Genomic DNA, 22862 nt, shown 5'->3' with positions numbered 1-22862 from the left:
GCCGCCATGATCCTGCTGCTGTCGACGTCCGACACCGACCTGCTCAGCGCCCGTGCGGCCGCCGGTCCCGTGCCGTACCGGCTCGCCAACCCCGCCCGCCTCGACCTGGCGGAGCTGCCCGGCCTCCTGGAGGGCGCCGACCTGGTCGTCGTCCGGCTCCTGGGCGGTCTGCGCGCCTGGCAGGAGGGCCTGGACCAGCTCCTCGCCGCCGACCAGGCCCGGCCCGTCGTGGTGCTCACCGGCGAACAGGCGCCGGACGCGCAGCTCATGGAGGCGTCCACCGTCCCCATCGGCATCGCGGCCGAGGCGCACGCCTACCTCGCGCACGGCGGCCCCGCCAACCTGGAGCAGCTCGCCCGCTTCCTGTCCGACACCGTGCTGCTGACCGGCCACGGCTTCGAGCCGCCCGCCGCCGCGCCCTCCTGGGGCCACCTGGAGCGCTCGAAGCACCTGGCGGCGGAGGCGCGTACCGGCGCGGAGGTCGTGGCCCGTACGGACGACACGGGCGCCGCCACCGGCCCGCTGGTCGCCGTGCTCTACTACCGCGCCCACCACATGAGCGGCAACACCGGCTTCGTGGAGTCGCTGTGCGAGCGGATCGAGGAGGCCGGCGGGCGCCCGATGCCGCTGTTCGTCGCCTCGCTGCGGGCGCCCGAGCCGGAGCTGATCGACGAGCTGCGCGCCGCCGACGCGATCGTGACGACCGTGCTGGCGGCGGGCGGCACCAAGCCCGCCGAGGCCTCGGCCGGCGGCGACGACGAGTCCTGGGACGCGGGCGCGCTCGCCGGACTGGACGTGCCGATCCTCCAGGCCCTGTGCCTGACCGGGCCGCGCAGCGCCTGGGAGGAGAACGACGAGGGCCTGTCCCCGCTGGACGCGGCCAGCCAGATCGCGGTGCCCGAGTTCGACGGCCGGCTGATCACCGTCCCGTTCTCCTTCAAGGAGACCGACGAGGACGGTCTGCCGGTGTACGTCGCCGACCCCGAGCGCGCCGCCCGGGTCGCCGGCATCGCCGTACGCCACGCCCGGCTGCGCCACATCGCGCCCGCCGACAAGCGCCTGGCGCTGGTGCTGTCCGCGTACCCGACCAAGCACTCCCGCATCGGCAACGCGGTCGGTCTGGACACCCCGGCGAGCGCGGTGGCGCTGCTGCGGCGGCTTCAGGAGGAGGGCTACGACTACGGCGACGAGCCCGTGCCCGGTCTGGAGTCCGGCGTCGGCGACGAGCTGATCTACGCGCTGATCGAGGCGGGCGGCCACGACCAGGAGTGGCTGACCGAGGAGCAGCTCGCCCGCAACCCCGTCCGCATCCCGGCCGCCGACTACAAGCGCTGGTACGGCACGCTGCCGCGGGAGCTGCGCGAGCAGGTCGAGGAGCACTGGGGCCCGCCGCCCGGCGAGATGTTCGTCGACCGCAGCAAGAACCCGGACGGCGACATCGTGCTGGCCGCCCTGCGCCGCGGCAATCTGCTCATCCTCATCCAGCCGCCGCGCGGCTTCGGCGAGAACCCGATCGCGATCTACCACGACCCCGATCTGCCGCCCTCGCACCACTACCTGGCCGCCTACCGCTGGATCGCCGCCTCCCAGGAGGACGGCGGCTTCGGCGCCGACGCCATGGTGCACCTGGGCAAGCACGGCAACCTGGAGTGGCTGCCCGGCAAGAACGCCGGCCTGTCCGCCGCCTGCGGCCCGGACGCGGCCCTCGGCGACCTGCCGCTGATCTACCCGTTCCTGGTCAACGACCCGGGCGAGGGCACCCAGGCCAAGCGCCGGGTGCACGCCACGCTCGTCGACCACCTCGTGCCGCCGATGGCCCGCGCCGAGTCGTACGGCGACATCGCGCGCCTGGAGCAGCTGCTCGACGAGTACGCGGCGATCTCCGCCATGGACCCGGCCAAGCTGCCCGCCATCCGCGCCCAGATCTGGACGCTGATCCAGGCCGCCAAGCTGCACCACGACCTCGGTCTGGAGGAGCGCCCGGACGACGAGGGCTTCGACGACTTCCTGCTGCACGTCGACGGCTGGCTGTGCGAGGTCAAGGACGCGCAGATCCGCGACGGGCTGCACGTCCTCGGCGGCGCGCCCGCCGGTGAGGCGCGCGTCAACCTCGTCCTGGCGATCCTGCGCGCCCGGCAGATCTGGGGCGGTACGTCCTCGCTGCCGGGCCTGCGCGAGGCGCTGGGCCTGGACGAGTCGGCCGCGACCCGGACGAGCGCCGACGCGGTCGAGGAGCAGGCCCGCGGCCTGGTGCAGGCCATGGACGACGCGGACTGGGACCTGGCGGCCGTCGAGCGGGTCACCGCCGGGCTGCCGGAGGACCAGCGCGAGCCGGTGGCGGCGATCCTCGCCTTCGCCGCCCGCGAGGTCGTCCCGCGCCTGGCCGCCACCACCGACGAGATCGACCACGCCGTGCACGCGCTGGCCGGCGGCTTCGTCCCGGCGGGCCCGTCCGGCTCGCCGCTGCGCGGTCTGGTCAACGTCCTGCCGACCGGCCGTAACTTCTACTCGGTCGACCCCAAGGCCGTACCGAGCCGCCTCGCCTGGGAGACCGGCCAGGCGCTCGCCGACAGCCTCCTGGAGCGCTACCGCACCGACCACGGCGACTGGCCGACCTCGGTGGGGCTGTCCCTGTGGGGGACGAGCGCCATGCGGACGTCCGGTGACGACGTCGCCGAGGCCCTCGCCCTGCTCGGCGTCCGGCCCGTGTGGGACGACGCGTCGCGCCGTGTGACCGGCCTGGAGCCGATCCCCGCCGACGAACTGGGGCGTCCGCGCGTCGATGTGACGCTGCGTATCTCCGGCTTCTTCCGTGACGCGTTCCCGCACGTCATCGGCCTGCTGGACGACGCCGTACGGCTCGCCGCCGGGCTCGACGAGCCCGCCGACGTCAACTTCGTCCGCGCGCACGCCCAGGCCGACCTGGCCGCGCACGGCGACGAGCGCCGCGCCACCACCCGTATCTTCGGCTCCCGCCCCGGCACGTACGGCGCGGGCCTGCTCCAGCTCATCGACTCCCGCGACTGGCGCACCGACGCGGACCTCGCCGAGGTCTACACGGTGTGGGGCGGTTACGCGTACGGCCGCGGCCTGGAGGGCTGCCCGGCGCGCGAGGAGATGGAGACCGCTTACAAGCGGATCGCGGTGGCGGCTAAGAACACCGACACCCGCGAGCACGACATCGCCGACTCGGACGACTACTTCCAGTACCACGGCGGCATGGTCGCGACGGTGCGCGCGCTCAAGGGCACCGCGCCCGAGGCGTACATCGGCGACTCGACCCGCCCCGAGACGGTCCGCACCCGCACGCTGGTCGAGGAGACCTCCCGCGTCTTCCGTGCCCGGGTGGTCAACCCGCGCTGGATCGAGGCGATGCGCCGCCACGGCTACAAGGGCGCCTTCGAACTCGCCGCGACGGTCGACTACCTGTTCGGGTACGACGCCACGACCGGCGTCGTCGCCGACTGGATGTACGACAAGCTCGCCCAGACCTACGTCCTGGACCCGGAGAACCGCGAGTTCCTCCAGGAAGCCAACCCCTGGGCCCTGCACGGCATCGCCGAACGCCTCCTGGAGGCCGAGTCGCGCGGTATGTGGGCCGAGCCGGACAAGGAGACCCTGGCGGCGCTCCGGGAGGCGTTCCTGGAGACCGAGGGCGACCTGGAGGAGAAGGGCTGACCTCCAAAAGGACCTACGGCGGAGCGCCGGCCGGGCTGTCCGCACAGCTCGGCCGACGCTCCGCCGTTCACAGGGTTACGGACATCAGCCCGTCGTGCTGAACCCCTCGCCGGCCGTCAGCGTCACCACGCCGGGACCGGCGGCCGTCGCGTCCGCGGACTTCTCGGTCTTCACGCCGCCCAGCCGGGCGGCGAGCACCTTCGCCTGCGCGTCCAGCGCCGCGGGGTAGCTGATGGCCGTCTCGTGGGAGCCGGGGGGCGCGTTGTCGGTGGCGACCACCGTGAAGCCCATCTTGCGCAGCTCCGCCGCCACGTTGGCCGCGTATCCCAGCTTCCCCGTGCCGTTGAGGACCCGTACCTTCACCGAGCGCGCCGTGACCAGCTTCTTGGACTCGGCGGCCAGCTTGTCCTTGCTGACCTCCTTGTCGTGCGCCAGATCGCTGAACAGACCGCCGGCCTGCGGGTACTGCCAGACCACGTTGGCCTTGTCGGTGGGCACGTCCGCCTCGCGCGAGTAGTTCGGCACGGTCAGGAACGTGAGCCGGTCGCTGGGGATGTCCTTGACCGTGGAGGCCAGCTCGGCCAGCGGCGGGACGCCCGCAAGGTCCTCGTCCGTGGTGATCGACTTGGTCGCCGAGTCGAGGAAGTTGTACAGCGCGCCCGGACTGGTCAGCTTGGACTGCGCCTTCTCGCCGAGCGCCTTCATGAACTCCTGCTGGCGGCCGATGCGGCCGAGGTCGGAGCCGTCGCCGACGCTGTAGCGGGTACGGACGTAGCCGAGCGCCTTCTCGTCCTGGACGTTCTGGCAGCCCGCCTCCATGTCCAGGTGCGCCTTCTTGTCGTGGATCGCGGTCTTCGGGCAGACCTCTATGCCGCCCAGGGCGTTGACCATGCCCTTGAAGCCCTGGAAGTCGACCGAGACGAAGTGGTCGATGCGCAGCCCGGTGTTCTTCTCGACGGTCTTGATCGTGCAGGCCGCCGCGTTGGCGACGTCGCCGCCCTCGCCGCCGATGGTGAACGCTTCGTTGATCTTGAAGTGGTGGGGCTTGGACTTGCGGCCGTTGCCGCTGTCGCAGGACGGGATGGACACCCAGGAGTCACGCGGGAAGGAGACGGCGGTGGCCCACTCGCGGTTGGCGGCGATGTGCAGCACCATCAGCGTGTCCGACTGCATCGTCTCCAGGTTCTTGCCGTACTTGGCGTTGGCGCCCGCGCGGCTGTCCGAGCCGACGACCAGGATGTTCTTCGAGCCGGGGCTGAGGTTGGCGGGGCGGTCGCCGCCGAGGCGGCTGCCGACGTCCGCGCCGTGGATGTTGCCGTCCAGCTTGAAGTAGATCCAGCCGCCGACGCCCGCGGTGATCAGCAGGAGGACGCCGATGACGCCGCCGGTCCAGGCGAGGACGCGTCCGCGCCGGGTCATCCGGGCCTTGGGGCGCCCGCGGCCGGAGCCGGCGGCACGCCGCGACCGGCCGCCGGGGCCGGGCCGGTCGGCCCGCCGGGAGGAACGGCCGCCGCCGGGGCCGCCCGGGCTCCGGGAGCCCCCGGCGGGGCCGGAGCTGACGGAGGTGCCGGTCTGGCCGGAGGATGCGCCCCGCGGGGGCCGGTTCCTGTCTTGCACGCCTATTGGTCCTTCTGGTGCGTCAGATGCCCGCGCTCGGCAGAACGAGAATGCGGTCGGGGTCGTACGGAAACCACTGCGGGCAACTGCCGCTGCTGCCGCGCATCGTACGCAACCTGCACCACAGTTCGCCTGCCCCGTCCCGCCACCAGGCGCTGATACGGCCCAATTCCCACCGGCCGTCGGGGTGTTGCAGCTCCACCGGCTGGTAGACCCACCGTACTTCCGCCTCCGGAGGCGGACCGCCCCTCGGCAGGGGCCCGCACCTCGTCGTCATCTCCCCCTCCCGCCACGTCCGTTGCGAACGTTCTGGCGCACTCTACAGCCCGGATCTACAAGGCTGTAGAAGTACGCGGGTGTGGGGCGGATCACACCGGCGGGGTGGTGCCCCGATGTGCCGACCGGTGACGTCCGGGGCATTTGGCGCTCGTTCAGGGCGGTGTGCCCGCTTTGCGGACGGGGAATCAGAGCGGCGTGGCCGCCTTCAGAACGAGGAAGAGGGCCACCGCCGCGTTCGCCGCCGAGAGCGCCGACGCGGCGGTGCCCGCGGCCGCGACCAGGGCGGCCAGGCCCGCCGGGGTGAGGGCGGGGGGCCAGCTGCGCGCCGGGGGCACGGGGCCGAGGAGGGCGGCCACCCGGCGCGGCACGGGACCCGGCTCCGGCGCCGCGAAACCCGCCAGCAGGGGGCCGGGCGTGGGGCGGGAGACCAGGGCGGCCCTGCCCACGGCCCGCGCGGTCAGCCGGCGGTCGCCGACGGTCCGGGCCGCCTCCTCGTCGGCCCAGCGCTCCGCGCTGAAGGCGACCGCCGTACGCAGCGGGAGCAGCAGCGGATTCGCGCAGCACGCGAGCCGTACGGCGAGCTGGAAGCGGTGGTGCCGCTCCGTCAGATGAGCCCGCTCGTGGGCGAGCAGCGCCCTGCGCTCGTCGCCGTCCAGGCTGTGCAGCATGCCGCGGGAGACCGCGATCCGGCCGGGCCGCGCGGGCCTGCCGGGGCGGGCGGGCAGACCGGGCACGGCGTAGGCGTACGGGGTGTCGTCGGGCAGCACCGCCAGTTCCGTGCGGGAGGGCAGGCCGTCCAGCGCGCGGTGCGTGCGGGAGCGGACGCGGTAGTGGCGGCGCAGCTCGGTGCCGCAGGCCGTGAGGACGGCGCCGAGCGCGGCGATCGCCGCCGTACCGGCGAACTCGGCGATCGGTACCGCGGCGCGCACCTCGGGGTCGGACCAGCCGTCCGGCAGCGGGTTGCCGGGGAGCTGGGCGGTGCCCACCACCATCAGCAGCGCCAGGCAGAGCGTGCTGCACACGCCGAGGACGACGGCCAGTGCGGTCAGCAGGCGGGTGGTGCTGCGCGGGTGCAGGTGCTGGCCGGCGAGGCGGGCGATCGGCAGCGCGGTCAGCGGCAGGACGAGCGGGAGGAAGACGAAGACGCCCATGGGTCACTCAGTCTCCGGAGCTCTCGGGTTCTCCGGGGTCCTCGCCGGTGGCGCGTTCGAGCAGGGTGCGCAGGAGGCGTTCGTCCTGTGCGGAGAGGGCCGAGACGAAGCTGGCCAGTACGGCGTCCCGGTCCGACTCGCTGTCCAGGACGCGGCGCATCCGCAGCGCGGCGAGCCCGGCCTCGTCGGCGGCGGGGGTCCACGCGTAGGACCGGCCGACGCGTTCGCGGGTGACGGCCTTCTTGGCGTGCAGGCGGGAGAGGATCGTCATCACCGTCGTGTAGGCGAGGTCGTCGCCGAGGTGGTCCTGTACCCATGCGGCGGTGGCGGGGCCGGGGGCCCGGTGGAGTACGGCCAGTACCTGCGCCTCCAGCTCGCCCTGGCCCCGGCGGCGCGCGCGGTCGCGCCCGCCCGGATGGCCGCCGAAGGGGTCCCCGTTCATGCCGTCGCCTCCCGTTCGTGCCGCACGCCCCGCGCGGCGGGGGCGTCGCCGCATCCTACTGAGCGGTCCGGGAACGTGTCCCGGTCCTCGTTCGTCATCCTCTACAGCACTGTAGATTTTGTGGCCCGCCGCACAGGGAGGCCACACCCCGACCCGGGAGGAACATCCATGGGAGTCTCGCTGGCCAAGGGCGGCAACGTCTCGCTGTCGAAGGAGGCGCCCGGCCTGACCGCCGTGACGGTGGGCCTCGGCTGGGACGTGCGCACGACCACCGGCGCCGACTACGACCTGGACGCGAGCGCCCTGCTGTGCAACGAGTCGGGCAAGGTCGTCTCGGACCGGCACTTCGTCTTCTACAACAACCTCACCAGCCCGGACGGCTCGGTGCAGCACACCGGCGACAACCTGACCGGTGAGGGCGAGGGCGACGACGAGTCGATCAACGTGAACCTGGCGGGCGTGCCCGCCGAGGTCTCCAAGATCGTCTTCCCGGTGTCCATCCACGACGCGCAGACCCGCGGCCAGAGCTTCGGCCAGGTACGCAACGCGTTCATCCGCGTCGTCAACCAGGCGGGCGGCGCCGAGCTGGCCCGCTACGACCTGACCGAGGACGCCTCCACCGAGACCGCCATGGTCTTCGGCGAGCTGTACCGGCACGGCGCGGAGTGGAAGTTCCGCGCGGTGGGCCAGGGCTACGCGTCCGGGCTGGCCGGCATCGCGGCGGACTTCGGCGTCAACGTCTGACCCGGCCGCGGAAGCCGGTGCTACGGCGGCGGGCCCGCGGCGTGTGTGCCGCGGGCCCGCCGCCGTGTGCCGGGGGGCCGGTCAGAGGTCGAACTCGGCCGGCGGGATGTCCAGCGCGTAGCAGACCTCGCGCACCACGGCCTGCTCGGTCTTGTCGAAGTCGCCGTCGGCGCCGCCGATGACGATGCCGATCTGGATGACGGCACGCGCCTCGACCGGCTTCTTCTTCACCTTGCCGATCTCCTGCATGATGCCGACCTTGCCGAAGTCGAAGTCGGCGGTCAGCTTGTCCAGGTAGTCGTCGAAGCGGCGGCGCAGGTCGTCGGCGGCGAAGTTCTGCAGCACCTCGTTGGTGGCGATGAGCTGGGCCACCCGCTGGCGCTCGGAGGGGTCGACGGAGCCGTCGGCGGCGGCGACGAGCGCGCACATCGCCATGCTCGCGTCCCGGAAGGCGCCGCTCTTCAGGTCGTTCTTCTTCGCGACGAGCTGGTTCTGCATCGTCTGGGCGGAATCCTTGATCCGGTCCCACAGAGCCATGTGGATCTCCTTGTCGTTCCCGCGTGGTGCGGCGCATCACTGCCGGTCGAGTAATGCGCAAGCAAAATCTACAGGCTTGTAGAGACAGGTGGTGCGGGGCGGGGTGCCGGGTCCGCCGTGCGGGCGGCGCGGCCGGTCCCGGCCGGGCCCCCGGGCCCCGGGAAACAGGCGGAGGGCCGGGGCACCGGCCCCGGCCCTCCGCATCCCCCCGTTCCCCCGAAAGCCCCCCTCGGGCCGTTCAGGCGGTCCTGCCCGCTGCCGTCCTCAGCGCAGCCGCAGCGCCGTGCGCAGCGTGGTGAACAGCTGCGTCTGGTCGGTGACGCCGAGCACGCGGTACGCCTGCGGGCCCTGCGCGGCGATCCGGACCTGCGTACCGGTGTGCTCCTGGGACTTGCCCGGCGTGTTCGTGGAGTAGTTGACCTTCAGCTTGCCGCCCTCGTCGGTGACGAGCGTCGAGGAGAGGCCGGGCGGGCTGGCCTCCAGCGGCACGATCTGGCTGGAGTGGCCGTGGTCGGCGGTGGTGACCACGAGCGTGTCGGGGTGCTTGGCGGCGTAGTCCCGGGCCACCTTCACCGCGCGGTCGAACGCCGCGGTCTCGCCGATCTGCCCGCACGGGTCGGCCGCGTGGTCCTGCTTGTCGATCGAGGCGCCCTCGACCTGGAGGAAGAAGCCCTTGCCCCGGCCGTGGCCGCGCTGCGCCTTCTGCTTCTTCTCCAGCAGCTGGATCGCCTTGGCCGCCTGCTCGTCGAGGGCGGGCGTGCCCGCGGGCCGCTGCGGGTTGGAGGTCGTGCAGCGCTGCGGGTCGGTGCCGCCGACGGCGGCGGGCTTGCCGGTCCACTCGACGGGCACGTTGCCCGGCGCGAAGAGGCCGAGCACCGGCTTGCCGCCCGCGACGCTCCGGACGCGCTTGAGCGCGTCCCGGTCCGTGACGACCTGGTAGCCCAGCTTGCGGGCCTGCTCGGCGACCGTCAGACCCTTGTACGGGCCTTCGGTGATCTTCTGGTCGAAGCGCTGCTTGCCGCCGCCGAGGAGCACGTCCACCTTGTGGTTCACGCTCTGCTCGGCGATCGAGCCGGGGCCGCCCTTGGCGATGGTGTCGGCGGGGCACTTGGCCATGTCGGCCGGGCCCTGGCAGCTGCGGTCGGTGGCGTGCGAGGCGAGCACGGCCGGGGTGGCGTCGGTCAGCTCGGCGGTGGTGACGGAACCGGTGGCGTAACCGTTCTTCTGCGCCAGTTCCAGGATCGTGGGCAGTGCCTTGTCGGTGTCCGGCGTCTTGGAGATGCGGCCGTTGACGGTCTTCTGCCCGGTGGCCCAGCCGCTGCCGCTGGCCGCGGAGTCCGTGACGTAGTCCGGCTTCCTGTGCTTGTCGACGGCGTACGTGGTGTACGCGCCGGTCATCGGGAACCGGTCCATGTTCAGCCGGCCGGCGGCGCCCACGGTGTAGTCCCGGGCGAGGGTGATCTCGCTGTCGCCCATCCCGTCGCCGATCAGCAGGATGACGTTCTTCGCCGCTCCGCCCCGTACGGCCCGCTCCGCCTGGTCCTCGGACCCGAAAGCGGCGGCCCCCGCGGGCACGGCCGCGGCGGTGGCGAGCACCACGGCGGCACCGGTGATGACGCCGCGGCGGGACAGGCGCAGTCTTCGCATGAGATCTCCTCTTCGTACGCCGGCCGGATGCCGACGCAGCGAAGCCCACCAGCCCCCGGTGAACCACGGGTGACCACCGCACGGCGTCTTGGCCGCCGCAACCCCAACGGGGGACGCACCCTCACGGGCGCAGGGTGTCGCGCGGGTGCCGCGGGAGTGCCGCGGCGGTGTCCGCGGCCGGGCGCGGATGCCGCCGACCGGGTGGTGTTCATCAGAAGAACGGCGAATCGCGGCCGTGGGTCCTCGTGTTCCCGGGGTGACTTCCCATCATGAGGAAAGTACGCAAATCGGTCATCGGGACAAGCGTCTCCGCGACGCCGCGCCACCGCTTCACCGCGGCGCCGCACCGAGGCCCCCCGAACCACCGCAGGACCGAGCAGAGAAGAGAGGGATCATGGCCGCCACCAAGGTCACGAGACTCTGGACCGCCTTCGTCGTCATCGTCCTCAAGTGCCTCGCCGCACTGGGCTTCCGCACCGCCGCCACCACGGACCCCACCACGGACCCCACCACGGATCCCACCACGGACCCCACCACGGCCCCCACCACGGCCCCCACCACGGCCCCCGCCCCGGCCCCCGCCGCGGCCGAGGGGGAGACGTACGGTACGGCCGCGGCGCCCGCCGCCGGGACCGGGGCGGGGGAGGCGCCCGCGCCACCGCGGGGCGGCAGGACGGACACGGCGTACGACGCCGCCGAAAGCCCGGACGACTGGCGGGACTTCGCGTACCCGTCGGCATCACCGCTGTTCGCCGGCCCCCGGATGCTGTACGGGCGGACCCTGCCGCCGACGATGAAGCAGCGCATCCGCGCCGAGGCACACGGCGCGGCGCCCAGTTCCCGCAGCGTGCAGTCCGACGCCTTCGACGCCCCGTACACCGGCCCGGTGGGCGCGCCTCCGGCCCGCGCGGCCACGGTGCCGTCGCCCCGCGCGGCGGTTCCGGCGGCCCGTCGCCCCGAGCGCGTCCCGTGCCCTGCCTGAGCGGGCCGCGTCAACGGGCCGTGTCAAACGGCCTACGGCAGCGGCCTCCCGGCGGCCTCGTGGGTGAGGTCGAGATCGAGACGGCGTTCCCCGTCACCGGGGGCGAGCGTGACCCGGTCGGCGTGCGGCGGGTAGCCGGCGGCCGTCAGGGTGTAGGCGCCGCCCGCGAGTCCGGTGAAGGCGAAGGTGCCGTCCGGGCCGGTGCGGGTGTGTACGGCGGTTGAGCCGTCCTGATCCCGGAGAGTGACGGTGGCGTCCGGCAGCGGGCGCCCGTGCGGGTCCCGTACGGTGCCGCGGACCGCGGCGGCCGGGGCGAGCCGGGCATCCTGACGGGCGGACGTGCCGGAGGACGGCAGCGGGCGTGCGAGCGGCCGGTGGCCGTCGGCGCTCAGGACCAGGGTGTGGTCCCCGGTGGGGAGCCGGGTCAGTTCCCAGTCGCCCTGTGTATCGGCCGTCGTGGTGGCCACGACTGCGCCGTGTGCGTCGGTGAGGACGATGCGGGCGCCGTCGAGCGGCGTGCCGTCGGTGCCGCCGAGCAGGGTGCCGTGTACGCGGCGCGCGCCGGGCTGAGGTGAAGGAGTGACGAGAGCGGGCACGGGCGTGGTGGCGCCGGTGTCCGCTTGTTGCCTGTCTTCCGGGGCGACCAGTTCGAATTCCCCGTCTTCGGCCCCGCTCCGCGCGAGCAGCTGCGGCCGCGACGCGGCGCGCTGGGACGGGAGGAACGCCGCCAGCAGGAGACCGACGGCGACCGCGCCGGTGGCGATGGCGAACGAGACGCGGAACCCGGCCATGGTCGGTACCGGGACCGCGCCGGCCGGTGCGGACATATGGGCCAGCACCATGCCGATGACGGCGCTCGACACGGAGGTGCCGATCGAGCGCATCAGGGTGTTCAGACCGTTGGCGGCGCTGGTCTCGGACGGGTCGACGGCGCCGACGATCAGAGCGGGCAGCGAGGAGTAGGCCAGGCCGATGCCCGCGCCGACGATCACCGAGATGATCACGGTCTGCCAGGCGGCGCTCATCAGGCCCATTCCGGCGCCGTAGCCGATGGCGATGATCAGCATGCCCAGCATGAGGGTCGTCTTGGGGCCGCGCCGGGCGGATATGCGCGCGTACACGGGCGCGGTGAGCATCATCGTCAGGCCGAGCGGGGCCACGCACAGGCCCGCCACCACCATCGACTGGCCCAGGCCGTAGCCGGTGGACGCCGGGAGCTGGAGGAGCTGCGGCAGGACCAGGGAGATCGCGTAGAAGGCGACGCCGACCATGATGGACGTGAGGTTGGTCAGCAGCACCTCGCGGCGTGCGGTGGTGCGCAGGTCCACCAGGGGCGCGGCGATGCGCAGTTCGAAGACGCCCCACAGGACCAGGAGGGCGAGGGCGCCGCCGAAGAGGCCGAGGGTGGTGGGCGAGCCCCAGCCCCAGTCGCTGCCCTTGGTGATCGGCAGCAGCAGGCAGACCAGTCCGGCGGTCAGCCCGACCGCGCCGATGACGTCGAACCGGCCGGTGGCCCGTACGGAGGTCTCGGGTACGAAGGCGAGGCTGAGCAGCATGGCCAGCACGCCCAGGCCGGCGGAGCCGAAGAACAGCGCGTGCCAGTCGGCCTGCTGGGCGACCAGGGACGCGGCGGGCAGCGCGAGTCCGCCGCCGACGCCGATGGAGGAGCTCATCAGGGCCATGGCCGAGCCCAGGCGTTCGCGCGGCAGCTCGTCGCGCATGATGCCGATGCCGAGCGGGATGGCGCCCATGGCGAAGCCCTGGAGCGCCCGGCCCACCAGCATCGTGGTCATGTCAACCGTGACGCCGCAGATCAGCGAGCCGACGACCATGAAGGCCAGGCTCGCCAGCAGCATCCGGCGCTTGCCGTAGAGGTCGCCGAGGCGGCCCATGATGGGCGTGGCGACGGCGCCCGTGAGCAGGGTGGCCGTCATGATCCAGGTGGCGTTGCTCGGGGCGGTGGCCAGGAGCGTCGGCAGGTCCTTGATGACGGGGACGAGCATCGTCTGCATGACGGCGACGACGATGCCGGAGAAGGCGAGTACGGGGACGACGGCACCGCTTCCGGTCCGCCGGGCCCGCCGGTGGGTTTCGGGGGCTGGGTCGGTGGGATCGGGCTGGGGATGCGCGGCGGTGGGCGCCGGTTCCCCGGCGCGCTGGTCCGTCGTCTGCGGCATACGTGCGGCCTCCGGTCGGTGCAAGTGAATGCCCCTTGAACGCTTTTGCCGACGTGGACATTCCAACGCCCCCTGAACAGTGACCACAAGGGCGCCCGGCGGCGGGCGGGTCAGGCTTCCGGATCGCGCGTCATGGCCCAGGTGGGGGGACCGCCGTCCGGGAGCCGGTAGCCGGCCGTCACCCGGAAGCCGAGGCGCTCGTAGAAGCGCAGGTTGCGTTCCTCGGACGTCTCCAGGAAGGCCGGCAGGCCCGCGGCGGCGGCGGCTTCGAGGCCGGGGCGGACCACCGCGGCCCCCAGCCCCCGGCCCTGGCGGCCGGGATCGACGCCCAGCGAGCCGAGGAACCACACGGGCCCGGTGGGGCGGTGTACGGCCATGGCCTCCTCGGCCCGCCCGGACGCCTCGGCCCGGTCCCCGGCGATCTCCGCGAACCGCGGCGCCAGTTCGGCGAAGACGTCCCCCGCCGCCGCGGTCTCGGGGGAGGTCCACACGGCCACCGCGTCCCCGTCGTCGGCCACCCAGACCCGTCCGTGGGCGAAGCCGACGCGGGTGACGAACAGCTCGTTGAAACGGCGCAGGCGGGCGGCGTGGCCGTCGGCCGCGATGGTGTGCCGGGTGAAGGCGTAGTCGGTGAACGCCCGGTCCAGCGTGCGCAGGACGCGGGGCAGGTCGTCGCGGGTGGCGGGCCGGACTGCGGGGGTTTCGGGGGTTTCGGGGGTCACCGGCTCAGGTAAGGACAGCCGGCACGGGCTTGGCAAGCGAATTGCGGACGAGGACCGGCCGCGGGTCTTCGGGCCCCGCATTCCGGACATGCCCGGGCCGTCCCCGGAACGCACGGGGCCCGGGTCGGCGACCGACCCGGGCCCGGCGTGCGGTGGTACGAGGTCAGGGCATGACCGTCAGGGTGCAGGGGACCTGAAGACTGACGGTCGTGGGGCCGCCGACCGGGCTGCTGATGCCGAGGGTGCCGTCGAAGGCGGCCAGCCGCCGCTGGATGCCCTGGAGACCGCTGCCGGACTCCAGGCCCGCGCCGCCGTTGCCGTCGTCGGTGACGCTCATCGCCAGCGCGTTGGCCCGGTACTGGATGTCGACCAGGACACGGCGCGCGCCGGAGTGCTTCGTCGCGTTGGCCAGCAGCTCGCACACGGCGAAGTACGCGGCGGACTCCACGGCCGGCTCCGGGCGGGACGGCAGGTTCGCGGTGACCTGGACCTGGAGGCGGCTCTCCAGCGCGAGCGAGCGGACCGCGTCCACGAGGCCGCGGTCGGCGAGCACCGGCGGGTGGATGCCCCGTACGAGGTCCCGCAGCTCCTCCAGGGCGCGTACGGAGGCGTCGCGGGTCTCGGCCAGCAGCGTGCGGACGGCTTCGGGGTTCTCGTCCAGGAGCGATTCGGCGGCGCCCAGCTTCATGCCCATGGCCAGCAGCCGGGCCTGCGCGCCGTCGTGCAGGTCGCGCTCGATGCGGCGGATCTCGGCGGCGGAGGAGTCGACGACGTCGGTGCGGGTGCGGGAGAGGTGCTCGACGCGCAGCCCCATCCGCGCCTTGGCGGTGGGCGCGAGCAGCGAGTGGGTGATGCGGGCGTGCAGGCGCAGCACGTACGGGGCGATCAGCAGGCCGATGGGGATTTCGAGCAGGCCGAGGCCGCCGGCGATCCAGGCGGAGTCCTGGCTGCGTACCGGCACGAACATGTACCAGGTGCCGTCCCAGGCCTCGATCACCGGCTCCCAGATGAACGGCAGCACCATGCCGAAGAGGCCGTGCGCGAGCATCGCGAAGGGGATGATCGCGAAGAGGCCGGTGACGGTGACCGCGCACTGGGCCCACAGCATGTCGCGCCAGGTCGCGCTGTCCGTGAAGATCGCCTCGCACTTGCGCCAGGCGCCCTTCCAGCCGCCCTCCGTACGGGGCGTGGGCGGATACGGTTCGGCGATGCTCACGCCGCTCTTCCCGGTCAGGCGGCGCTGGGTGTTGGCGGACCAGCGCAGCGCCGCGATCAGGCCCGGGACGAGGAAGAGGCCGAAGCCGAGGAGCGTCAGGGACATGCCGACGAGGGCGAACCAGGCGAGGAAGACGGCCAGCAGACCGAGGAAGAACATGGTCAGTCCGCGGCCCATGGCTATCCAGCCGGCGGTGAACCAGTTGCGTCCCTGACGCGCACCCTGTGCGGCGCTCTTCGAATGTTCGGACATCTCACTCGTCTCCGTGTCTGTGCTCGGTGCAGGGTCGTCCCGGCGTCGTGCGTGTCCATCGTCCGACGCATGGCGCCGGGAATCAGTGGTGTTAGGCCTACTTCTGAGGGAGGGAATGCCCCGGGTGCCGCCCGGCGTTGCGCGCCCAGAACCGGGTGCCGGTCAGCAGCACGGCCAGCGCGGGCAGCGTCAACGCCCGTACGACGGTGGCCGTCAGCACCACGGCGCACGCCAGGACGATGCTCAGCCGCCCCACTTCGACCGAGCCGGTGCGCTCGGCGAGCAGGAAGATGGTGCACATGATGACGGCGGTGACGGACACGCCGTCCGATGTGGAGGTGACCGCGCGGGCCGTGGCCTCCCGTGGGGACATGCCGGTGCTCCGCAGTTCGGCGATCCGCAGGACGACGTGGCGCAGCAGCAGGACCGACACGGCGAGCGCCAGGGCGAAGCTGAGCAGCGGGGCCCAGGCGGCGGGGGTGCTGTGCCCCCAGGAGCCGGGGGCCTGGTGGGGCTTCCACGTCCGCAGGATCAGCGTCGCGGTGCCGCACGCCGCCGCGGCGGCCAGGGCGCCGGGGACCGTCACGGCGACGGCCGCGGGCGCGGACCGGAACGCCGCGGTCAGCGCGGCGAAGCCCAGCAGGACGGTGGACGCGATCACCGCGACGATGGTCGCCGCCGGGACGCCGTGCGCGCGGGCGGCTTCGGCGGCGTGCAGCAGCGTGGCCGGCTGGCCGGGGAGTTCCGGGCGCCACCACGCCAGCGGCAGGGCGAGCACGGCGAGCAGCGCCACCGAGGCCGCCAGGGTCCAGCCGGGGCGCCGGGTGCCGGGCCGCAGCAGCAGCGGCCACAGCCGCGGCGGGCCGAGCCGGTAGGTCAGCCGCCACAGCACCGGCAGCCGGGGCCAGCCCAGCCGCCGTCCGAAGCGGGCGGTCACCGCGGGCAGCGCGGTGACCGAGGCCAGCATCACCGCGGCGACGGTGAGGATCACACCGACCGCGACCGCCGACAGCATCGCGTCCCCCGACACGAAGAGCCCGCTGACCACCGCGATCGTCACCAGGCTGGAGAGCAGGACCGCCCGGCTGGAGGCGGCGGCCGTGCGGGCGACGTGCGGGCGCCGCGCGCCGTGCCGCCGGGCCTGCCGCTCGACCCACAGGTAGAGCAGGCAGTACGTGATGCCGAGCGCCGTGCCCAGTACGGCGACCAGGGCGAGGACGGAGGTGGACGGACACTGCTCGGGTAACAGCCGGGCCACCACGCTCCACCAGCTGGTGGCGACCGCGACGGCGCTGAGGCTGACCAGCAGCGCGACCACCGCCGGGGTGATCGCCGCGAGCAGCGCGACGAGCAGCAGCAGGACCGCGGCGCAGCCGGCCAGGGCGTACCAGAGCAGGCGCCGGCCGGTGGAGTCGGCGGCGAACAGTTCCCCGGCCGGGGTGCGCAGGGCCAGGGCCCCGCCCGCCGTGGACACCGCGACGACCACCAGCCACAGGGCCAGGGCCGGCCACGGATGCCCCGCGCTCCAGCCCGCCACCCTGCCCACGGCCGCCTTCAGGCCCGTCACACCCACCGGTCCACCTCTCTGTTCGGTCCTCACCCGGGTCCCGGGTCCCCTCCCGGGGCCGAAAGGCCGGGCCGGGAAAGGCGTTGTCCATGCTCGGGTGTGCGGCCCGGGGCGCGCACAGGTACTAGGACGCCTGCGGAAGTAGTGCTAGCACTACCGGACTTCGGCCATTTCAGCAGTACGCGCCCGCGTACGCCGGGTCCGTCATCAACCGGTCACTGGACTGTCAGCACAATTGGCCAGACTGGCCCGGAAAGCGCATCGCTGGAATAGACAAACAGACGGGGAGCGCGCGCGTGCCGAGACTTTCCGGAGCGGCCGGATGACATCATTCGCAGCTGTTTCAACGTACCTCCCCCCGAGCGTGCCGATCGCCGAACTCCGGGAGGATTCCCCGCTCGACGAGGGGATGGTCCGCCGCTTCCAGCGCTTTTACGGGCTGTCCGCGGTGTGCCGGGACCCGGAGCGTGACGAGGAGGGACTGCTGCTCGCCGCGGCGGACAAGCTCGACGCGCTGCGCGGGCAGGAGGAGCGGGTCCGGTACGTCGTACAGGCCCGTACCTTCCCCAACAGCAGGCCGAACCCTACCAGCGCCCTGCGGCGCGTCGCCGAGGAGCTGGGCCTGCCCAACGCCACCGCTTTCGCGGTGACGGGCCAGGCCTGCGCCAGCGGTCTGCAGGCGGTCGACCTGTGCGGCCGGCTGCTGGCGGCCGACGGCGACCCGGACGCGCTGGCGCTGCTGCTGACCGGCGAGAAGACCTTCACGCCCGTCGCCCGGTGCGTACCGCGCAGCAACATCGGCGGCGAGGCGGCGGCGGCCGTACTGGTGCGCGAGGGCGGGGCGGCGGACGGGGACCGGGTGCTCGGCCGGGCCGTGCGGCTGCACGGCAGCTATCACGACGAGGTCGTGACCGGCCTGGCGTCGTCCGCGGAGTTCAACAAGCTCTATCCGACGGCGCTCGGCGACGTGATGCTGGCGGCCTGTGAAAATGCCGGGATCACGCTCGGCGATATCGATCTGGTCATTCCGCACAGCGTCAACACCATTTCCTGGAAAGCGGTCGCCGACCGGCTCGAACTTCCTGTGGAACGCATTTTTCTGGACAACATCCCGGTGACCGGACACTGCTTCAGCGCGGACCCTTTCATCAACTACGGGACGGCCGGGCAGCTCGGCCGGTTGCGCCCCGGCGCGCGGTATCTGCTGACCGCCGTCGGACTCGGCGCGACATTCTCGGCGATGGTCGTCGAGCACTGACCGGCCACACCGGGCGAGGGGACATCATGGAATCGTTGCTGCCGGGCTTCACCGCCCGTCTGAAGGCGGCCGTGGCCGGGGACGGGACGGCGGGCTTCGTCTTCCTCGGCAACTTCGAGGTCGAGGAACAGTGGGCGGTCGGCGAACCCGGCCTGCCGCGCATGGGCTTCACCGGCGGCGGCGCCGTGGTGAACTCGATGGACGAGTTCGCCATGCTGCTGGCAGGCGAGGGCGACCACGTCGTCCTCAAGGCGCACCCGGACGCCGGCTACCTGGCGTACCTGCGCGGCCTGGGCCTGGCACTGCCCACCGTGCACGTCGTCACCGAGTCCGATCCGGCGCGCACGGTCTCCCAGGACGCGCTGGCCGACACCGCGCTGCACGCCGAACTGGCGCGGGCCGGCGCGGGGCTGATGCTGTACGCACACGGCGTCTCCGGCGTCGAGGAGCAGCTCGCGGAGCGTACGGGGCTGCCGCTCGCCCACCCGACGGCCGCGGTGTGCAAGGACGTCAACAGCAAGATCTACAGCCGCCGGGTCGCCGACGAGCTGGGCATCCGGCAGGCGCAGGGCTGGGCGTGCGACACCGTCGTCGAGCTGACGCGGGCCGTCGAGGAGGCCCGCGAACTGCTCACGCAGGGACGCAAGCTGGTCCTCAAGGACGCCTACGGCGTGTCCGGCAAGGGCATCATGGTCATCGAGAGCGAGCGGCGGCTCGACCGGGTGCACCGGATGGTGCTCGCCCGCGCCGAGGCGGCCGGCAGCGACCGGGCCGGGCTGGTCCTCGAAGAGTGGGTGACCAAGCAGACCGACCTGAACTACCAGGTCACGGTCGGCCGGGACGGCTCGGTGCGGTTCGACTTCGTCAAGGAAGCGATCACCGAGAACGGCACGCACAAGGGCCACCGGATGCCCGCCCGCCTCACCCCCGCCCAGCTCGACGAGATCACCGACGCCGGTCTGCGCATCGGCGCCCGCCTCGCCGCCGACGGCTACTTCGGCGTCGCGGGCATGGACGCCCTGCTGCTGCCGGACGGCACGGTCTTCCCGGTCATCGAGATCAACGCCCGCAACAACATGTCCACGTACCAGGTCCGGCTGCAGGAAGCATTCGTCGGCGAGGGCCGCATCGCCCTCGCCCGGCACTACCCGCTCAAGCTGAGCGCGCCGCTGCCCTTCGACGAGCTGCGCCGCACACTCGACGGGCTGCTGCTGGAGCGGCCCGACGGCGCCGGGCTGCTCGTCAACAACTACGCCACCGTCAACGCCGCCGTGCAGACCCTCGCGGAGCCCGGCGCCACCGCCGACGGGCGACTGTACGGCCTGGTCGTGGGCGACACCGCGGACCAGGTCAACGCGATCGACACCGAGATCACCGCCCGGCTGGCCGCGGTGACGGAAGGAGCCGTCCATGCCGGCTGAGTTCGAGATCCAGGGCATCGGCATCACCGAGCTGGCCGAGCGCCACGGCACGCCGATGTACGTGTACGACGGCGACGCGCTCGCCGCGAACTTCCGCTCGCTGCGCGAACGCCTGCACCCGCGCGCGGAGATCTTCTTCTCCCTCAAGGCGAACCCGAACGTCTCCATCTGCGCCCTGCTCGGCGCCGAGGGCGCCCGCGCCGAGATCTCCTCCATGACGGAGCTGGTCACCGCGCGCCGGGCGGGCATCGCGCCGCGCGACATCATCTTCCTGGGGCCGGGCAAGAGTCGCGCCGAGATCGCCGCCTGCCTGGACGAGGGCATCTACGCCATCGTCTGCGAGTCGCTCGGCGAACTGGAGATCATCGACGAGCTGGCCCGCGAGCGCGGGGTGACCGCCCCGGTCGCGCTGCGCGTCAACCCCAGCTTCGCGGTCAAGGGCTCCGGCCTGACCATGGGCGGCAAGCCGCGCCAGTTCGGCATCGACGAGACCGTCCTGTTCGACCAGTCCGACCTGGCCGGGCGGCACGCCAACGTCCGCCTGATGGGCGTACAGGTCTACATGGGCACCCGCATCCTCGCCGAGGAGGTGGTGGCCGAGAACACCGGCCGCATCTTCGACCTCGCCGAGCGGCTGTCGGAGAAGCTCGGCTTCGCCCTGGACCTGGTCGACTTCGGCGGCGGCTTCGGCGTCGCGTACTTCGACGGGGAGCGCGACCTCGACCAGGAGCGGCTGACCGCGCTGCTCAACCCGGTCGTCGAGGAGTTCGCCGCCCGCCACCCCGGCACCCGGCTGATCAACGAGCTGGGCCGCTACCTGACCGCCCCGTACGGCACCTACGTCTCGCGCGTGCGGTACGTGAAGACCTCGATGCACGAGAACTTCGCGGTGGTCGACGGCGGTACCAACCACCACATGGCGGCCGTCGGCATCGGCTCCTTCGTCAAGCGCAACTTCCCCATCCGGCTGCTCGACCGCGCCGACGAGGGGGAGACGGAGAGCTGGAACATCACCGGCCCGCTCTGCACCCCCAACGACACCCTCGGCAAGAAGGTCCAGCTGCCGCCGCTGCGGCCGGGCGACCTCATCGGCGTCCTGCGCTCCGGCGCGTACGGGCCGACCGCCTCGCCGGTGCACTTCCTCAGCCACGGCTACCCGGCCGAGGTGCTGGTGACCGGCGGCCGCGACCACCTGATCGGCGAGCGCGAGCACCCCGAGGACCTGCTGCGGCGCCAGCGCCTGTACACGGACGAGGCGCCCGCCTCCGACGCCAACTGACCCGACCGACCCCCGCAAGGAGACACCGACATGCCGCAGACCGCTGAGAGCACCGCCCAGGACCAGACGATCACCGCCGTCCGCGAGGCGCTCGGCGACGTGCTGGAGCGCGAGCTGCCCGACCTCGGCCCCGACGCCAAGCTCTTCGACGACTACGGCCTGGACTCCACCGGCGTCCTCGACCTGCTGATGCGCCTCGAAGAGGTCTTCGACGTCGAGTTCGACACCGAGGAACTGGAGATGAGCCACTTCGCCACCGTCCGCACGCTGGCCGACTACGTGGCCGCCGCACAGTGACCCTGCGCCTCACGGGGGCGGCGCACCGCGCCTTCGACGGCCGGCCGCCCGCCCCCGCCGACCCCTACCTGGTCCGGATCTACTCCGACATGGCGCAGCTGTACGGCACCGTCTTCGACCAGGAGCGCTTCGAGCGCGCCAACCGCAACACGTTCTCCGACCTGGCGCGGGGCCTGCTCGACGCGCTGCCGCCGCAGCCGGACCCCTTCGACCTGGTCGTCGTCGCCTCGGACGTGCCGGACTTCGAACCCCGCGTCTCGGGCGTCTCGTACCTGACCGACGCGCTGCCGGGCACGCCGCCGGGCTTCGCCCTGTGCGACCAGGGCGACGCGGCGCCGTACACGGCGCTGCGGCTGGCCGGTCAGTACGCCGCCGACGGCCGGGCCGGGCGCGCCCTGGTCGCGGTCATGGACCAGACGACGACGCCCGCGAACCCCGGTCCGCCCCGGCAGGGCGAGGACGCCCGGGACGGTGCGGCGGCGCTGCTGCTGTCCGCCGACGGCCCAGGGGCGCCCATCGGGGTGCGGCAGTACGGGGGCCTGACGCGTGCGGACGCCCACGCCCTGCTGGGCGAGGCGCTGCCCGGCGGGCTGGGGTCGCTCTTCGTGGGCGGCGGCCTCGACCCGGAGCTGGTCGCCGTGCCGTCCGGTGTGACGGTGGAATCCGCGCCTGGTGAGTTCCCGTGCAGCGGCGTGTGGGCCCTGCTCGCCGAGCGGGTGCCGGACCTCGCCGGACAGCGGCGCCCGGTCGTCCTCGCCGACTACGTGCCGCAGGGCACCGACGAGGAGAAGGGCGGCGAACTCTGCTTCTGCGTCGTCGACTTCGGGGCCGCGGCGGCGTGAGCGGTACGGATGCGGAAGGTCCGCCGGACGGCACGGTGCACGTCTGGCGGATTCCGCTGTCCGCTCCGCCCCACCACGTCAGCGGCCTGGCCGCCCTGCTCGACCCCGGCGAGCGGCAGCGCGTCGCGCGGGCCCTGCCCGACGACCGCGCGCGCTTCCGCATCGCGCACGGGGCCACCCGCGCGATCCTCGGCGCGTACCTGGGAAGGCCGCCGCAGCAGCTCTGCTACACCCACGGCCGCTGGGGCAAACCCGCCCTCGCCGGCCACCCGGAGCTGTGCTTCAACCTCTCCCACTCCGGCGGCCTCGCCCTGCTGGCGGTTGCCGTGCGGCGCGCCGTCGGCATCGACGTGGAGCGGGTAAGCGCGGCCGACCGGTCCCGGAAGGCCGAGCGCTGGTTTCCGCCCGAGGAGGCGGCGTATGTGCGCGCGGCGCGCGATCACGACGAATCGGCCGCGCGCTACGCGCTGCTGTGGACCCGTAAGGAAGCGTGGGTCAAGGCGGCCGGCGGGCGCATGGTGCACGGGCTGCGGCTGCCGGTGGGGCCGGGGCTCCGCGACGGCGCCGTGGTGCGGGACGCCGAAGGGCGCGTACCGGGATGGTGGTCGCTGACCGGCGTACCGGCGGGCGAGGGGTACACGGCGGCGCTCGCCGTGTCGGCCGGGCCGGGGGCGAGTCCCGTACGGGTAAAAGTCAGGCAGTGGCGAACGCGCCGGGCGGCAGCCGCGGCGGGGCCTTAGGCGCCCTGGCCGCC

General features: G+C 73.1%; 19 protein-coding genes. 9 read left to right on the top strand and 10 right to left on the bottom strand.

Annotation, left to right across the window (positions count from 1 at the left end):
* The first annotated feature begins 6 nt into the window (after positions 1 to 6).
* Positions 7 to 3678: a cobaltochelatase subunit CobN gene (gene cobN / locus ACFV57_RS07165; protein WP_385226611.1), complete on the top strand. Its 3672-nt coding sequence runs from the start codon at positions 7 to 9 to the stop codon at positions 3676 to 3678.
* A gap of 84 nt (positions 3679 to 3762) precedes the next feature.
* Here cobN and ACFV57_RS07160 read toward each other — a convergent pair whose 3' ends face one another.
* The 4 genes from ACFV57_RS07160 to ACFV57_RS07145 form a co-directional block, all read right to left on the bottom strand.
* Positions 3763 to 5097, bottom strand: coding sequence for an LCP family protein (locus tag ACFV57_RS07160; protein WP_385226609.1), 1335 nt, complete (start codon positions 5095 to 5097; stop codon positions 3763 to 3765).
* Positions 5098 to 5317: 220 nt separating this feature from the next.
* Positions 5318 to 5572, bottom strand: coding sequence for a hypothetical protein (locus ACFV57_RS07155; protein WP_385226607.1), 255 nt, complete (start codon positions 5570 to 5572; stop codon positions 5318 to 5320).
* A 187-nt stretch (positions 5573 to 5759) separates the two neighbouring features.
* Positions 5760 to 6725, bottom strand: a complete 966-nt coding sequence (locus tag ACFV57_RS07150; protein WP_385226605.1) for a M56 family metallopeptidase — start codon at positions 6723 to 6725, stop codon at positions 5760 to 5762.
* Between the two features lie 7 nt (positions 6726 to 6732).
* Positions 6733 to 7167 carry a BlaI/MecI/CopY family transcriptional regulator gene (locus tag ACFV57_RS07145; RefSeq protein WP_385226604.1) on the bottom strand — a complete coding sequence of 145 codons (435 nt, stop codon included), beginning with the start codon at positions 7165 to 7167 and terminating at the stop codon, positions 6733 to 6735.
* A gap of 168 nt (positions 7168 to 7335) precedes the next feature.
* Between ACFV57_RS07145 and ACFV57_RS07140 the strand changes: the two genes are divergently transcribed.
* The gene (locus ACFV57_RS07140; RefSeq protein WP_385226602.1) at positions 7336 to 7911 is read left to right on the top strand and encodes a TerD family protein; all 576 of its coding nucleotides are present in this window, start codon (positions 7336 to 7338) and stop codon (positions 7909 to 7911) included.
* Positions 7912 to 7992: 81 nt separating this feature from the next.
* Here the strand turns inward: ACFV57_RS07140 and ACFV57_RS07135 are convergent, their stop codons facing one another.
* Positions 7993 to 8448 (bottom strand): tellurite resistance TerB family protein, encoded by a 456-nt coding sequence (locus tag ACFV57_RS07135; protein WP_385226600.1) that lies wholly within the window; start codon positions 8446 to 8448, stop codon positions 7993 to 7995.
* A gap of 264 nt (positions 8449 to 8712) precedes the next feature.
* Positions 8713 to 10095 (bottom strand): alkaline phosphatase, encoded by a 1383-nt coding sequence (locus ACFV57_RS07130; protein ID WP_385226598.1) that lies wholly within the window; start codon positions 10093 to 10095, stop codon positions 8713 to 8715.
* A 394-nt stretch (positions 10096 to 10489) separates the two neighbouring features.
* Between ACFV57_RS07130 and ACFV57_RS07125 the strand changes: the two genes are divergently transcribed.
* Positions 10490 to 11077 (top strand): DUF6344 domain-containing protein, encoded by a 588-nt coding sequence (locus tag ACFV57_RS07125; protein WP_385226596.1) that lies wholly within the window; start codon positions 10490 to 10492, stop codon positions 11075 to 11077.
* Between the two features lie 32 nt (positions 11078 to 11109).
* On the opposite strand, the gene ACFV57_RS07120 is transcribed toward ACFV57_RS07125, so the two are convergent.
* The 4 genes from ACFV57_RS07120 to ACFV57_RS07105 all read right to left on the bottom strand — a co-directional run bounded on the left by ACFV57_RS07120 (position 11110) and on the right by ACFV57_RS07105 (position 17017).
* Positions 11110 to 13254 (bottom strand): MFS transporter, encoded by a 2145-nt coding sequence (locus ACFV57_RS07120; protein ID WP_385226594.1) that lies wholly within the window; start codon positions 13252 to 13254, stop codon positions 11110 to 11112.
* A gap of 110 nt (positions 13255 to 13364) precedes the next feature.
* Positions 13365 to 13976: a GNAT family N-acetyltransferase gene (locus ACFV57_RS07115; RefSeq protein ID WP_385226592.1), complete on the bottom strand. Its 612-nt coding sequence runs from the start codon at positions 13974 to 13976 to the stop codon at positions 13365 to 13367.
* Positions 13977 to 14139: 163 nt separating this feature from the next.
* Positions 14140 to 15444, bottom strand: coding sequence for a sensor domain-containing protein (locus ACFV57_RS07110; RefSeq protein ID WP_385226590.1), 1305 nt, complete (start codon positions 15442 to 15444; stop codon positions 14140 to 14142).
* A 97-nt stretch (positions 15445 to 15541) separates the two neighbouring features.
* Positions 15542 to 17017, bottom strand: a complete 1476-nt coding sequence (locus tag ACFV57_RS07105; protein ID WP_385226588.1) for an MMPL family transporter — start codon at positions 17015 to 17017, stop codon at positions 15542 to 15544.
* 316 nt (positions 17018 to 17333) lie between these two features.
* On the opposite strand from ACFV57_RS07105, the gene ACFV57_RS07100 reads away from it, so the two are divergent.
* From ACFV57_RS07100 to ACFV57_RS07075, 6 genes are read left to right on the top strand one after another with little or no spacing between them, the layout of a single operon-like run.
* Positions 17334 to 18269 carry a 3-oxoacyl-[acyl-carrier-protein] synthase III C-terminal domain-containing protein gene (locus tag ACFV57_RS07100; protein ID WP_385226586.1) on the top strand — a complete coding sequence of 312 codons (936 nt, stop codon included), beginning with the start codon at positions 17334 to 17336 and terminating at the stop codon, positions 18267 to 18269.
* A gap of 26 nt (positions 18270 to 18295) precedes the next feature.
* Positions 18296 to 19690 carry an ATP-grasp domain-containing protein gene (locus ACFV57_RS07095; protein ID WP_385226584.1) on the top strand — a complete coding sequence of 465 codons (1395 nt, stop codon included), beginning with the start codon at positions 18296 to 18298 and terminating at the stop codon, positions 19688 to 19690.
* Positions 19680 to 20969 (top strand): type III PLP-dependent enzyme, encoded by a 1290-nt coding sequence (locus tag ACFV57_RS07090; protein WP_385226582.1) that lies wholly within the window; start codon positions 19680 to 19682, stop codon positions 20967 to 20969. The genes ACFV57_RS07095 and ACFV57_RS07090 overlap by 11 nt, the downstream gene beginning before the upstream one ends.
* A 30-nt stretch (positions 20970 to 20999) precedes the next feature.
* Positions 21000 to 21266, top strand: a complete 267-nt coding sequence (locus tag ACFV57_RS07085) for an acyl carrier protein (RefSeq protein ID WP_385226580.1) — start codon at positions 21000 to 21002, stop codon at positions 21264 to 21266.
* Positions 21263 to 22108, top strand: a complete 846-nt coding sequence (locus tag ACFV57_RS07080) for a hypothetical protein (protein WP_385226578.1) — start codon at positions 21263 to 21265, stop codon at positions 22106 to 22108. Before ACFV57_RS07085 ends, ACFV57_RS07080 begins: the two co-directional genes overlap by 4 nt.
* Positions 22105 to 22848 (top strand): 4'-phosphopantetheinyl transferase family protein, encoded by a 744-nt coding sequence (locus tag ACFV57_RS07075; protein ID WP_385226576.1) that lies wholly within the window; start codon positions 22105 to 22107, stop codon positions 22846 to 22848. Before ACFV57_RS07080 ends, ACFV57_RS07075 begins: the two co-directional genes overlap by 4 nt.
* Positions 22849 to 22862 lie beyond the last annotated feature (14 nt).

It is taken from the genome of Streptomyces sp. NPDC059788 (genome assembly GCF_042732265.1).
In the GTDB taxonomy this organism is placed as follows: Bacteria; Actinomycetota; Actinomycetes; order Streptomycetales; family Streptomycetaceae; genus Streptomyces.
Note: the sequence above shows the minus strand (reverse complement) of the source record. Positions and strands in the feature narration are given on the sequence as shown.